Source organism: Dactylosporangium sp. McL0621 (assembly GCF_049995355.1).
Classification (GTDB): domain Bacteria; phylum Actinomycetota; class Actinomycetes; order Mycobacteriales; family Micromonosporaceae; genus Dactylosporangium.
Map to the genome: position 1 here is coordinate 11,714,791 of NZ_CP188259.1, position 12,606 is coordinate 11,727,396.

13 protein-coding genes are annotated in these 12,606 nt (G+C 71.6%); 8 read left to right on the forward strand and 5 right to left on the reverse strand.

The window, feature by feature from the left end:
• Positions 1–91: 91 nt before the first annotated feature.
• Positions 92–778 carry a TetR/AcrR family transcriptional regulator C-terminal domain-containing protein gene (locus tag ACPPVO_RS55605; protein ID WP_426507706.1) on the reverse strand — a complete coding sequence of 229 codons (687 nt, stop codon included), beginning with the start codon at positions 776–778 and terminating at the stop codon, positions 92–94.
• 81 nt (positions 779–859) lie between these two features.
• Between ACPPVO_RS55605 and ACPPVO_RS55610 the strand changes: the two genes are divergently transcribed.
• Positions 860–1,816, forward strand: coding sequence for an NAD(P)-dependent alcohol dehydrogenase (locus tag ACPPVO_RS55610; protein ID WP_426507707.1), 957 nt, complete (start codon positions 860–862; stop codon positions 1,814–1,816).
• Positions 1,817–1,855: 39 nt separating this feature from the next.
• On the forward strand, positions 1,856–2,836 hold the full coding sequence (locus ACPPVO_RS55615) for an aldo/keto reductase (protein ID WP_426507709.1): 981 nt from the start codon (positions 1,856–1,858) through the stop codon (positions 2,834–2,836).
• Between the two features lie 12 nt (positions 2,837–2,848).
• On the opposite strand, the gene ACPPVO_RS55620 is transcribed toward ACPPVO_RS55615, so the two are convergent.
• Positions 2,849–3,640, reverse strand: a complete 792-nt coding sequence (locus ACPPVO_RS55620; RefSeq protein WP_426507710.1) for an alpha/beta fold hydrolase — start codon at positions 3,638–3,640, stop codon at positions 2,849–2,851.
• Between the two features lie 40 nt (positions 3,641–3,680).
• Here ACPPVO_RS55620 and ACPPVO_RS55625 point away from each other — a divergent pair, with 40 nt between their 5' ends.
• The 3 genes from ACPPVO_RS55625 (at position 3,681) to ACPPVO_RS55635 (ending at position 6,925) form a co-directional block, all read left to right on the forward strand.
• Entirely contained in the window at positions 3,681–4,682 is a 1,002-nt protein-coding gene (locus tag ACPPVO_RS55625) for an RNA polymerase subunit sigma-70 (protein ID WP_426507712.1), read from the forward strand.
• 28 nt (positions 4,683–4,710) lie between these two features.
• Positions 4,711–5,658 (forward strand): RNA polymerase sigma-70 factor, encoded by a 948-nt coding sequence (locus tag ACPPVO_RS55630; RefSeq protein ID WP_426507714.1) that lies wholly within the window; start codon positions 4,711–4,713, stop codon positions 5,656–5,658.
• Positions 5,659–5,749: 91 nt separating this feature from the next.
• Complete coding sequence (locus ACPPVO_RS55635) at positions 5,750–6,925, forward strand: NAD(P)/FAD-dependent oxidoreductase (protein ID WP_426507716.1); 1,176 nt, start codon at positions 5,750–5,752, stop codon at positions 6,923–6,925.
• Here the strand turns inward: ACPPVO_RS55635 and ACPPVO_RS55640 are convergent.
• From ACPPVO_RS55640 to ACPPVO_RS55650, 3 genes are read right to left on the reverse strand one after another with little or no spacing between them, the layout of a single operon-like run.
• Entirely contained in the window at positions 6,922–7,623 is a 702-nt protein-coding gene (locus ACPPVO_RS55640; protein WP_426507718.1) for a hypothetical protein, read from the reverse strand. The genes ACPPVO_RS55635 and ACPPVO_RS55640 overlap by 4 nt on opposite strands.
• On the reverse strand, positions 7,620–8,825 hold the full coding sequence (locus ACPPVO_RS55645; protein ID WP_426507719.1) for a TIR domain-containing protein: 1,206 nt from the start codon (positions 8,823–8,825) through the stop codon (positions 7,620–7,622). Before ACPPVO_RS55645 ends, ACPPVO_RS55640 begins: the two co-directional genes overlap by 4 nt.
• 10 nt (positions 8,826–8,835) lie before the next feature.
• Positions 8,836–9,411 carry a hypothetical protein gene (locus tag ACPPVO_RS55650; protein ID WP_426507721.1) on the reverse strand — a complete coding sequence of 192 codons (576 nt, stop codon included), beginning with the start codon at positions 9,409–9,411 and terminating at the stop codon, positions 8,836–8,838.
• Between the two features lie 77 nt (positions 9,412–9,488).
• On the opposite strand from ACPPVO_RS55650, the gene ACPPVO_RS55655 reads away from it, so the two are divergent.
• The 3 genes from ACPPVO_RS55655 (at position 9,489) to ACPPVO_RS55665 (ending at position 12,606) form a co-directional block, all read left to right on the forward strand.
• Positions 9,489–9,767, forward strand: a complete 279-nt coding sequence (locus ACPPVO_RS55655) for a muconolactone Delta-isomerase family protein (RefSeq protein WP_426514884.1) — start codon at positions 9,489–9,491, stop codon at positions 9,765–9,767.
• A 42-nt stretch (positions 9,768–9,809) separates the two neighbouring features.
• On the forward strand, positions 9,810–10,724 hold the full coding sequence (locus tag ACPPVO_RS55660) for a hypothetical protein (RefSeq protein WP_426507722.1): 915 nt from the start codon (positions 9,810–9,812) through the stop codon (positions 10,722–10,724).
• Between the two features lie 163 nt (positions 10,725–10,887).
• Positions 10,888–12,606 (forward strand): aKG-HExxH-type peptide beta-hydroxylase, encoded by a 1,719-nt coding sequence (locus tag ACPPVO_RS55665; RefSeq protein WP_426507724.1) that lies wholly within the window; start codon positions 10,888–10,890, stop codon positions 12,604–12,606.

Below are 12,606 nucleotides of genomic sequence, written 5' to 3' on the forward strand. Positions count from 1 at the left end.
GCCCGGCTGCGCCCGGCCCAGAGACTCGCGGCCGGCGCGACGGCGAGGAAGACGAAGGTGATGAGTGTCCAGCCGGCGCCGGTGCTGAGCGTCATGACCCGGCCGGTCCTCCTTGCAGCCGGCTCAGGCCGTCGAGAATGAAGTCGAGCGTGAAGGCGAACTCGGCGCCGTCGTCGCAGCCGCCGAGGGCGCCCTCGTGGGTGACCGCGACGGCCATCTCCACGACGTAGGGATGGCTGGCGCCGAGCTGGCGGACAAGGCCGGCGACCGCCTCCGGGGCGAGGTCCCCGGAGTCGTCGAACACGTCCTGCGTGAACCCGAGCAGGCGGCTGCCGAGCAGGTGCAGGGCGTGATGCGTCTGCGCGACCGAGAAGCCGCCCTCGCGGAGGATGCCGAGCACCGTGTCGACGTAGGTCAGCGCGGCGGGGCCGGGGGCACTCTGCTGCTGTACCGCGCCGGGCGCCCACGGATGGCGCAGCATGACGCCGCGCGCGGCGAGCACCAGCTGCCGCAGCGACGCCTTCCAGCCGGCGCCGTCGACCCCCGTCGGGATCTGGCCGAGCACGGCGTCCGTCATGCCGTCGAGGAGGTCCTTCTTGTTGCGTACGTGCGTGTAGAGCGACATCGCCTCCACGCCCAGCTCCTGGGCGAGCTTCCGCATGCTTATCGACTCGAGGCCGTCCCGGTCGGCGAGCTCGATCGCGGCCTCCATCACCCGCGCCCGGGTCAGCTGCGTGCGGCGTTCGGGGCCGGGGTCGCCCAGCGCGGAGATCTTCACGTCGCCCTCCCTTGACGCCCTTACACCGTACGGCCTACCCTTACAGCGTACGCACAGGCCTTACCGCGTAAGGATACTGACATGCGCGCCATCGTCCAAACCGGCTACGGAGCCCCCGAGCGGGTGCTCCGCATCGAAGAGATCGACGTGCCGGCGATCGGCCCCGACGAGGTCCTGGTCCGGGTGCGGGCCACCAGCGTCAACACCCCGGACTGGGCCACCGTCGCCGGCGAGCCGTCCATCCTGCGCCTCGGCGCCGGGCCGCGCCGCCCGCGGCGCCGGATCCGGGGCAGCGACGTCGCCGGGGTGGTGGAGGCCGTCGGCGCCGGGGTCGCCGGCCTGGCCCCCGGCGACGAGGTGTTCGGGTCCGCCCAGGGCACCTTCGCCGAGTACGCCGCCGCACCGGCCGCCCGGCTCGTCAAGAAGCCGGCCGGGCTCACGTTCACCGACGCCGCGGCGTCGGTGATGGCCGGGCTCACCGCCTTGGCCGCCATGCGGGACGTGGCCCACGTGAGCGCCGGCACGCGCGTCCTGGTCAACGGCGCCTCGGGCGGCGTCGGGACGATGGCGGTACAGATCGCCAAGGCGCTCGGCGCGGAGGTCACCGCCGTGTGCGGGCCCGGCAACGCCGAACTGGTCCGCTCGCTCGGGGCGGACCACGTCGTCGACTACACGAGCGAGGACTTCACCCGGAGCGGGCCGCGGTTCGACGCCGTCCTCGACAACGTCCTGAACCACCCGCCCAAGGCCACCGCGCGGCTCCTGGCCCCGGGCGGGGTGCTCATGCCGAACAGCATCGGCAACACCGGCGGCCTCCTGGCCGGCCTGCCCCGGACCGCCCGGGCCGCGCTGATGGCCAACGTGCGGCTGGTGAGGCCGGCGTACGACCGCGAGAACCTGACCGCGCTGCTCGAGCTCCTCGGGACCGGCAAGGTCAGGGTGGTCGTCGACAAGGCCTACCCCCTCGACCACGCGGCGAGCGCCGTCGCGCACATGCTGGGGCATCACGCGCGGGGGAAGATCGTCATCACGGCCTGAGTTGACCTGGAGCGCGCTCCAGGTGACAGGCTCCTCCTCATGGACAAGCGATTCCTGGGACGCAGCGGCATCGAGGTCAGCGCGCTCGGCATGGGGTGCTGGGCGATCGGCGGGCCGTTCTGGGCCGGTGAGCAGCCGCTCGGGTGGGGCGAGGTCGACGACGAGGAGTCGGTGCGGGCGGTCCGCCGCGCGCTCGAGCTCGGGGTGACGTTCTTCGACACCGCAAACGTGTACGGGGCCGGGCACAGCGAGAAGGTCCTCGCCCGCGCGCTCGAAGGCCGCCGCGACGAGGTGGTGATCGCCACCAAGTTCGGGGCCACCTTCGACGAGCAGACCCGGCAGGTCGGGCCCGACGACGGCACGCCCGCGAACGTGGGGCGCTCGGTCCGCGACTCGCTCAGAAGGCTCGGCACCGACCACATCGACCTGTACCAGCTGCACATCAACGCGCTGCCGATCGCCGAGGCCCTCGACCTCGTCCCCGTGCTCGAGGGCCTCGTGGACCAGGGCCTGATCCGCGCGTACGGCTGGAGCACCGACTTCCCCGAGCGCGCGGACGCCTTCGCGGCCGCCGGGGTCCGGTGCGCCACGATCCAGGCGGATCTGTCGGTCCTGCGCGGCTCGTTCGCGGTGCTGCCGGTGGCGGCCGAGCACGACCTGGGCGTCATCATCCGCGGGCCGCTCGCGATGGGGCTGCTCGGCGGGCGCTACTCGGCCACCTCGGAACTGCCCCGCGACGACGTGCGCGGGCTGAGCCCGGAGTGGATGACGTACTTCAAGGACGGCCGCCCGACGCCGGAGTTCCTCACGCGCATCGACGCGATCCGCGAGATCCTGACGTCGGGCGGCCGCACCCTCGCGCAGGGCGCGCTGGCCTGGCTGTGGGCCTACGACCCGCGCACGGTCCCGATCCCGGGGTGCCGCACGGTCGCCCAGGTCGAGGAGAACGCGGGCGCCCTCGAGCACGGGCCGCTGAACGAGACCGAGCTGGCCGAGGTCGAGCGGCTCATGGGCCGCTGAGGTCCAAGCACCTCACAGTGCCAACACCTCACGCAGGCGCGCGGCGAACCCCGGCGGGTCCATCACGAAGGCGATGTGCCCGCCGGGGAACGGCACCGGCGCCGTGCCGAGCAGCGCGGCCAGGGCGTGCGACGTCCGGTCGAGCAGCTGCCCCGCCGAGTCCTCCCCCAGCGCGACCACGACCCGCGTCGGCCCGGAGCGCAGCGCGGCGATGTCGGGCCGGAAGACCGTGGTGCCGCGCATCTCGTGGCGGAACCAGAAGCGCTCGTCCGCGATCTGCTGCGCGTCCGGCGGCGGACCCGCCGGCGGCCCCTCGTGGATGTTCGCGTTGACCATGAACTTCTTCCAGGCGCCGGCCGGGTCGCCCGACTCGTAGGTGGCGATGATGTCCTCGATCGCGGCCCGGCGCTCCTCGCGGTCCTCGAGCACCTCGGTCACCGGCGGCTCATGGGCGATCACGGTGTGTGCGACGCCGGGGTGGCGCTCGGCCAGGGCCAGGCCGGTGACCGCGCCGCCGCTGGAGCCGAAGACGGCGGCCGGACCCGCATCGACGTGCGCAATCAGGCGCGCCAGGTCGTCGGCGCGGGCCTGCGGGGTCGAGCCGGACTCGGGAACATCGAGGACGCTCGCGCCGATCCCCCGCGGATCGGTGGTGAGCACGGTATGGTCGGCGGCGAGCAGGTCGGCGGCCGCGGCGAAGAACCGGGTGCCCATCGGGGCGCCGACCAGCACCAGGAGCGGTCCGCTGCCGCGCAGCTCGTAGTGCAGCGCGGCGTCCGGGACGCGCAGAGTGTCGTGTCGCATGGTGGATGACCTCCTTCTCTCACGAAAGGAGACTGACGAAGTGCCGCAGACTCGTCGGCTGCTCGAGCCCGATTTCGCCGACGACCTCGCCCGCGCGCGCAAGGGCGACGACGACGCCTTCGCGCGCCTGGTCACGCCGCTGCGTGGGGCGCTGCACGCGCACTGCTACCGCATGCTCGGATCGGTCCACGACGCCGACGACGCGCTGCAGGACGCGCTCGTGCGGGCCTGGCTGGGCTTGTCCGGGTACCAAGGCCGCGGTTCTTTGCGCTCCTGGCTTTTCACCGTGGCGACCCGCACCTGCCTCGACCTCGTCGCCGCCCGCGGCCGCCGCGCGCTGCCGATCGACCTCGGCCCCGCCGCCGAGGCGCCCGCCGCCGGCGTCCAGCCGCGCACGGATGTCGCGTGGCTGGAGCCCTACCCCGACGTCGTCTACGAGCGCCGCGAGACCGTCGAGCTCGCATTCGTCGCGGCCCTGCAGCACCTGCCCGGCAACCAGCGCGCCGCCCTGCTGCTGTTCGAGGTGCTGGGCTTCGCCGCGGCCGAGATCGCCGCGATGATGGAGACCACGGCCGGCTCGGTCAACTCCGCCATCGCCCGCGCGCGGCGCACGCTCGCCGAGAAGGTACCGCCGCGGCACCAGCAGCCGACCCTGCGCCGAATCGGCGACGAGCGCGTCCGCGAGATCGTCACCGCGTTCGCCACGGCGCTCGAGGACGGCGACGCCCCGGCCCTGGTCGCCCTGCTCACCGACGACGTGACGTGGTCGATGCCACCGCTGCCGGCCTGGTACCGCGGGCTCCCGACGGTCCGCGACTTCGCTGAGAGCATGCCGCTGAGCACGTGCGGCAGCTGGCGCAACCTGGCCGCGGCCGCGAACGCCCAGCCCGCGATCGCCAGCTACCTGCGCCGCACCCCGGACGGCCCGCACGAGGCCTGGGCCCTCAACGTCCTCACCCTGCACGGCGACCGCATCGCCGAGATCACCTCGTTCATCGACCCGAAGATCTTCGCCCGCTTCGGCCTGCCGCCGTCCCTGTAGCGCCGGACGAGCGCGTTAGCATCGGGCCATGAGCGTGGCCATCGGGGACGTGGAACGGTTCGAGGCGGCCCGCGGGCGGCTGGAGGCCATCGCGTACCGGATGCTCGGCTCCGCCGGCGAGGCCGAAGACGCCGTGCAGGAGACCTATCTGCGCTGGCAGGCCGCCGACATCGAGCGGATCGAGGTCCCCGAGGCCTGGCTGACCAAGGTGCTCACGAACCTCTGCCTCAACCAGCTCACGTCCGCCCGGGCGCGGCGCGAGACGTATGTCGGGCAGTGGCTGCCCGAGCCGCTGCTGGCCGGCGACTCCATGCTCGGCCCGGCCGACACCGCCGAGCAGCGCGAGTCCGTCTCCTTCGCGGTGCTCACCCTGATGGAGCGGCTCTCGCCCAACGAGCGGGCCGTGTACGTCCTGCGCGAGGCCTTCGACTACCCGCACCGCGAGATCGCCGAGATCCTCGACCTGTCCGAGGCCTCCAGCCAGCAGATCTTCCACCGCGCCAAGCAGCACGTCGCCGACGGCAAGACCCGGACCGCGGTCGACGCGGCCGCGGCCCGGCGGATCGTGGAGGAGTTCCTGGCCGCGGCGGCCAGCGGGCAGACCGAGCCGCTGGTGCGCCTGCTCACCGCCGACGCCGTGTCGATCGGCGACGGCGGCGGCAAGGTGCCGGCCCGGACCAAGCCGTTCCAGGGCGCCGTGGCGGTGGCGAAGTTCATCTGGGGCCTGTTCAAGCCCGGCGCCGGCAAGCGGGCCGCCGTCGGGGGCTCGCCCGAGGTGTACGCCTGGACGGCCAACGGCGACCCGGCGGTCGTCGCGGTCGTGGACGGGCGCGTCGTCGGGATCATGTGCCTGGAGGTGACGGCGGACGGCATCACCGCGCTGCTGAACCAGGTGAACCCCGACAAGCTCGAGCGCGCCACCGCGAAGTGGGCCGCCCTCGACCACGGCGAGCCGCTGGCCACGATCACCTTCTGAGCCCCTGTGAGGTGCTTCACAGCGTGTGGCTGTCATGAAACGGCGGGCTGTCCGGCTCAAAGGGCAAAACCGCGCAGGACAGGAGCACACCATGTCGCACCGCATCGTCGTTCTCGGGGCCGGGTACTCCGGAGCCATCGCCGCCGGCCGTCTGGCCCGGCGCCTCCGCCGCGAGGACGCCACCGTCACCCTCGTCAACGCCGAGCCCGACTTCGTGGAGCGGGTTCGCAACCACCAGCTCGCGACCGGCCAGACCCTCAAGCCCCGGCCGCTGCGCGAGATGTTCGCCGGCACCGGCGTCGAGCTGCGGATCGCGAAGGTCACCGCCGTCGACGCCGAACGCAAGGTCGTCAGCCTCAGCGACGGCGAGCTCGGGTACGACACCCTCGTCTACGCGCTCGGCAGCGGCTGGAACGCGCAGGGCGTGCCGGGCACGGCCGAGCACTCGTACGAGATCGCGAGCCGCCCCGGCGCGCTGCGGCTGCGCGACCGCCTGGCCCGGCTCGAGGCCCGCCGCCCCGTCGCGATCGTCGGCGGCGGCCTCACCGGCATCGAGGCCGCGACCGAGATCGCCGAGTCCCGGCCCGACCTGGACGTCGCGCTCGTCGTCCGCGGAGAGCTCGGCGACTGGCTCTCCCCCAAGGGCCGTGACCACCTGCGCAAGGTCATCGGCCGGCTGCACATCCGGGTGTACGAGCACGCGCTGGTCAACGCCGTCGGGTCCGACCGGATCGCCACGTCCGACGGGCGGGACATCGCCGCCGACGTGACCCTGTGGACGGCCGGTTTCGCGGTGCACCCGATCGCCGCGGCGACCTCGCTCCAGGTCTCGGACACGGGGCAGATTGCCGTGGACAGGTACATGCGCTCGCTCTCGCACCCGGACGTGTACGCCATCGGCGACTCCGCCCTGGCGATCGGCCCGGGCGGCAAGCCGCTGCGGATGTCGTGCGCGTCGGGCAGCCCGTCCGCCTGGCAGGCCGCGGACGCGATCGCCGCGCGGCTCACCGGGGGCAAGCTTCCGAACGCGCCGATCCGGTACTTCAACCAGTGCATCTCGCTGGGCCGCAAGGAGGGCCTGATCCAGTACGTCACCGCCGACGACCGCGCCAAGTCCGCGGTCCTGACCGGCCGGACCGCCGCCGTGTACAAGGAGCTGGTCTGCAAGGGCGCCGTGTGGGGCGTGGCCAACCCGATGCTCGGCATGCCGACCCGCCGCCGGTCGATGGTGCCGGCGCCGGCCGCGCCGCAGCCCGTTCTCCCCTAGTCCGGCCGGTCGCCCCGGACAACTGCGGCAATCGCATCGGTACCGTCGTTCCGCTCGCCGGCCTCGGCGAGCGGAATGGCGACGCTGGTGGCCCGGGGCAGCTCCGTCGACCGGTAGAGGACGACACTCGCGTCCGCGGCGCCCAGCGGCACGGTGAACGGGTGCGCGGAGAGGTACGAGCGCATTTCCTCCAGCCCGGCGTCGCCGGCCTCCGGCGGCACTTCGCCGATGACCAGGTAACAGTCGGGGTCCGGATCGAGACCCAGGCCGTGGTACCGGTGCCGGAACCCGAAGCGCTCGGCGTCGTACCGCAGCTCGGCCAGCCGTTGAACGGCGTCCGCGGGCCATCCGATGAGCACCGCCAGGCGGCGGGACACCGAGAACGACCGCTCGTACGGCGTCCGGTTGCGGCTCCGGAAGCCGGCCTCGCCCGGGCCGAACCCGCCGAACCGTATCGGCACCGGCGCCGCCCCGAGCTGCGCGTGCAGGTGCGCCAGGACATCGCGCACGTCCTGCCGGGTCGTCGGCCTGATCGGAAACTCCAGGCCGAGCACCGTCGCGTGGATCTGCTCGATGCTCCGCGGCGCAAAACCCGGGAGCAGGTCACCGGCGAGCCCCTGGAGCCCGGCCAGAAATGACGCGAAGGGCGGGCTCTTCGGGCCGTAAAAGGCGGCGACGGTGGCCCCGGCGAACGTCACTGCCCGGCCTCGAGCTCTTCCAGCCGCTTGGCGCCGGCCCATTGCCGCCGCACGTCGGTGGCGAAATGGTGGAACGGCCCGACCTTGTCGGTCGCCACGAACTGCAGCACCGGCCCGACGTGCTGCGTGATGAAGTATCCGGCCGGCTGTACCCGGATCTCCGCATGCGGCGCGAAATCGGTGTCCGGCCGCTCGAAGTCCGACGACGGCGCGGCCTCCAGGTCACCGTCGATCATGACGCTCGTGAACGGGTACATGAAGGGCATGAAACGCACCTCGAACAACGGATCCCGATCGAGACCCGTCCGCCGCAGCGTTCCGATGGTCCCCACGATGTCGTCGCGAATGGGCCGCCGCTCCCGGTCCGAGAGCCGTTTCACCTCCGGGCTGTCCGGATCGAGAATCAGGCAGCGCACGCGTACGCCCCGGGCCAGCGCGCCCTGAATGTGGCGCATGTGCTGGCTGAACGAGTGAAAGGCCGACACTGCGGTGATGGCCAGCTCGGTCCGCGCCTTCTGGTAGAACTTCTCGGGCGGCAGCTGCAGCGCGTTGTCCTCGGTCCGCGTCTCGACGTCCTTGAGCCCGGAGTTGCGCGCGGCCTCGAAAATGGTGACCGGGCGATCGCTGAACACCGGCTCGGTCTCGCGGGCCTTGACCTCGTCCAGCAACCGGGCGATGGCCGAGAGGACCTCCTGGTCGATGCTGACCGGGTCGGCGATCTCGCAGCCCGAACGCCGCAGCAGGGCGACGAGCCGCCCGATCGGCCGTTCGCTGCGGTCCAGGTTGACCATCGCCACGCCATCGAGATCGCTGGCCCGGCGGATGTTGCCCGCCCGCACCAGAATCGTCCGCCCCGGCAGCGCCGCGATCGCCATGCCCGCCTCGATGAGCACGTTCTGCCGCGGCTGACCGCTGTACCGCCGGTCCAGAAGACTGTCGGCCGGCAGCACCAGACTCGTGTGCGTCATGGCCAGGTCGTCCGGGGTGAGCACGACCACCACCGCCTGAACCCCGTCGAAGAGCTGCCGGACCGTGGCGATGGTGGTCGGAAGCTCCGGGGTACGCGCCAGGGCGTCCTCGAACGCGTACGGCCGCAGACCCAGCGCAACCAGCAGCCGGGTCGTCACGTCGTACGCCCGGCGGTCCCGCCCGTGCACGATGGCGACCGTCTTCCCGTCGCCCTGAACTGCGTCCGCCATCATGGTTGGCCAGTCATCCAATCGAGTCGAGTAGAGCGGCCTGCTTCGCCCTCAGGTCGGCAAAAGTGCTGCGAACGTACTCGACGAAGGCGGCCCCGGGATGACCGATCAGCACCTCGGGTTCGTCCTGCCGCGCGAGCGCCACCTCACAGGCGGCGACGTGGGCACAGAAATCGCGGAGAACATCGGGCAGATCGTCGCCGGGAATCAGGTCGGAGTGCGTGAGAATGAGATCCCGGATGCGACGGTTCTCAGGCATGAGTGCCCCCTCGAACCAGCTGCTCCAGGTCGCCCGTTCGCCATCCGTGGGATCGGCGCCGCGACGCAGCGACCCGTCGGGCAGCTTCGACGCCCGCAACGCCCGCCAGACCTCTTCATTGCTCTCCACGGCCACCTTGAGCGGCCCGAAGAGATCGCGGATCTGCGCACTGACGATCGCGAGCCGGGTCTGCCGATGCTCCCGCCGCGCATGACTCCACTGATTGAGCACGAACACCACAACCGCCACGACAACGGAACTGCTGGCGCTGACAATTGCGGCGTACACGCAGATTCCCCCGCGGCCGACGGCGACAATATCGAATGCCATAACTGTGAAGCCCGTAGATCCTATACCGGCGGCCCCGCGCGGTGCGGGATGATCGGCCGCTGGAGTACTTGGTGGACATGGTCACCACGGTCCCGGCCGGCACGACGGACGACGAGATCACCGGCATGCGCCGGCGCGAGGCGGCACGGGCGGCCGAACTGGCGGCACAGGGAAGCCTGCTGCGGCTCTGGCGGCCCCCGCTGGCACCGGGCGAGTGGCGCACGGGGGGCCTGTTCAGCGCGGACGATGCCGATCAGCTGGAAACGACGCTGGCGTCGATGCCGCTGCGCGCCTGGCGACACGACACGGTCACCCTGTTGTCACCCCACCCGAACGACCCCGGCCGCCCGTTGTGACATCCTGTCCCCTGATCGGATGATATCGGGGGAGATCCATCCATGACGCAGTGGAACAACGAGGGCCAGCCGCCGCCCTACCAGTCCTATGACGTCACGCCGATCGGCGGCGAGCAGGTCCCGGACCAGGCGCAGCCGTACTCGGCCCAGCCCTATCCGGCCCAGCCCTATCCGGCCCAGCCCTATCAGGCCCAGCCCCATCCGGCCCAGCCGTACTCGGCGCAGCCATATTCGGCCCAGCCGTACTCGGCGCAGCCCTACGCGCAGCCTTTTTCCGCACCGCCCCAGCCGGCTTACGGGCCGTACCAGCCGCCACCCCCGCTCCCGCCGTCCCCGCGACGCAGCGCGCGGGTCTTCGCCCTCATCGGCAGCCTCGTGGTCCTCGCCGTGGTGGCCGTGGGCATCGTGGTGGTGATCGCGATCCGGCGCCAGGCCGACGACAAGAAGCCCGCCGATAACGCCGCCCCCGCCGCGTCCACAGCGACGAGCGCCGCGGCAACGCAGGCCGGCCCGATCGACATGTGCCTCGTCGGCAACTGGAAGCAGTCGGAGTACAAGTCGACGTTCGACTTCACCGACCTCGCCCCGGACGGCAAGTCCCTCGGCAAGGTCAAGGTCACCGGCTCCGGCGTGCAGCAGGAGATCACCGCCGAGGGCGACTCCGTCTCGGACTACTCGTCGGTCACGTACACGGGCAGGTCCTCGGACGGCCGCACGGTGACGCTGCTGTTCAGCGGCCAGTACCGCCAGACCCTGAAGACGTCCAACCACCAGATCCTGTTCAGCGCCAAGGCCGGCACCATGACGATGACCGTCATGGTCGACAACAAACAGGTCCTGAAGAACAACCCGACGGGGACGAGCAACCCCCAGCCGTACACCTGCGGCGACAACCGGTGGACGACCACTTCTCTGGTCGACCCCGACGCGGGCGCCACCTTCGTCCGCAGCTACTGACGGCGTTGCCCCGGCCTCAATTCGTGCGACATTCGCCGCTGCGTGGTTCCGAACTTACTGTGTGCTATACGGTCCCCTCCCGGGGTGAACTTCCCAAACAGGCGTAACCGAATTTCTCGTGCCGCGTTGGCGCCCGCCTTCCACACGATTACGCTCAGCGTCCGTGCGGAGTGTCAACACGCCCAAGCTCGGACGGCTTGCGCTGACGCAGGCCGAATTCACCAGCTTAACGACTACCGGTGGGAGCGGTGCGGCGGTAGAAAAACTCGCCATGAGCCAGGTGCTGAAGCGAAAATTTCTTCTTACTGCCATTCGCCACGAGACGAGCAACGCCAACAACGCCCCGGCCGACACCATTCACCGGATGATCGATCTCCTCGCCGAGGCCGAGTCCGTGGACGGCCGCGCCGCGCTGGCCGTTCTCGGCCACCCGTACCTCGATCAGTGGGCGTCCAACTGGCTGCGGACCAAGGGCGACCTCGACGAGGCCGCCGACTACCTGTCCGCGCTCGCCGCCGCCGCCGCCGCGCGGGCCCGGATGACGTTCGCGGTCGACGTCCGTTCCGGCGACGGGACGGTCGTGCTGCCCACCCTCGGCGCGGGCACCGGCCTGGGCTCCGGCCTCGTGCGGATCACCGGCACCGCCGACCGGATCACGTTGCACGGCACGGACGGCCACGCCGATGTGCCGCGGCCGTTCACCGGCGCCGGCGCGCATTGGATGCCGGTGCGACGGGTCGAGCTGGAGGGCCGGTACGCCATCGCGGTCGAGGACCTCGACGCCCAGCGCGACTGCTATCCGTGGCCTCCCCAGGAACGGCTCGACGACGCGGCCGCGGCCCGGTTCGGTGACACCTGCCGGGCCGCGTGGTCCATCATCGCGACGGACTTCCCCGACCACGCCCAAGGCATGCGCACCGCGCTCGCGTCGCTGGTGCCGCTCACCCATTCCGACGATGCCGAAAGCCAGGGCGCCACCGCATTCCGCGCGTTCGGGTCGCTGGCTGTATCGCTCGACACGCCGGCCGAGGCCATGGCATTGTCTCTCATTCATGAGTTCATGCACATGAAACTGGTAGCGATTCTGGACCAGTATGACCTGCACACGACTGACCGGCGGTTGTATTTCGCGCCCTGGCGTCCCGATCCGCGACCTATTTCCGCATTGCTGCACGGCACCTATGCACACTTCGGCGTGTGTGAATTCTGGCGCCGGCGGCGCGGTGCGGACGGTGACCGCTCTGCGCATTTCGAATTCGCATTGTGGCGGCGGTTGACCCTGCACGCCGTGCAGACGCTGCTCGACTCGGACGAGCTGACGGCCTGTGGCCGGCAGTTCGTCGAGCCGTTGTACCGCACCCTGCTGGACTGGGTGGCCGAGCCGGTCCCGGCTCACATCGAGCACGCCGCTGACGATGTGGCGTACGCGTACCAGGTGCGCTGGGACCTCACCCACGACGAGGCGTCCGCCGACCGTGACCTGAGCCGGCTGGCGAGAGCGCCCCGGCCGTCCTGGCTGCCGGCGGCGTGGACCCAGGCTCCCGGCGCCGTCCGGACCGAGTCCGCCGCAGGGGCCGCGGAGCCGATGGTGGCGGCACTCATTCGATCGATCGTGACCGGTGACGCGCCCGCGCGTGCCGATCCACGGCTGGTCGACGCCGTCGCCGCACACGTGGACGGGCAGGCCGACCGGGCCGCGCACGAATTCCGCTCGGCGATCGACGGCGGCGCCCCGGAGGCCTGGGTCGGCCTGTGCGTCGCCAGCCGCCGCAGCGACCCGGTGGGCCGTCCGCGGCTCGTCCGCCGGCTGTACGAGGCGTCCGACCGGACGGTCGCTCCGGCCGACGTGTCAGCCTGGATCAGCGCCGTCCTGGACGGCTGA

Coding starts and splice junctions, on each gene's coding strand:
- ACPPVO_RS55610 (WP_426507707.1), top strand. CDS start 860: ATGCGCGCCATCGTCCAAACCGGCTACGGAGCCCCCGAGCGGGTGCTC.
- ACPPVO_RS55615 (WP_426507709.1), top strand. CDS start 1,856: ATGGACAAGCGATTCCTGGGACGCAGCGGCATCGAGGTCAGCGCGCTC.
- ACPPVO_RS55620 (WP_426507710.1), bottom strand. CDS start 3,640: ATGCGACACGACACTCTGCGCGTCCCGGACGCCGCGCTGCACTACGAG.
- ACPPVO_RS55630 (WP_426507714.1), top strand. CDS start 4,711: ATGAGCGTGGCCATCGGGGACGTGGAACGGTTCGAGGCGGCCCGCGGG.
- ACPPVO_RS55635 (WP_426507716.1), top strand. CDS start 5,750: ATGTCGCACCGCATCGTCGTTCTCGGGGCCGGGTACTCCGGAGCCATC.
- ACPPVO_RS55645 (WP_426507719.1), bottom strand. CDS start 8,825: ATGATGGCGGACGCAGTTCAGGGCGACGGGAAGACGGTCGCCATCGTG.
- ACPPVO_RS55650 (WP_426507721.1), bottom strand. CDS start 9,411: ATGGCATTCGATATTGTCGCCGTCGGCCGCGGGGGAATCTGCGTGTAC.
- ACPPVO_RS55655 (WP_426514884.1), top strand. CDS start 9,489: ATGGTCACCACGGTCCCGGCCGGCACGACGGACGACGAGATCACCGGC.
- ACPPVO_RS55660 (WP_426507722.1), top strand. CDS start 9,810: ATGACGCAGTGGAACAACGAGGGCCAGCCGCCGCCCTACCAGTCCTAT.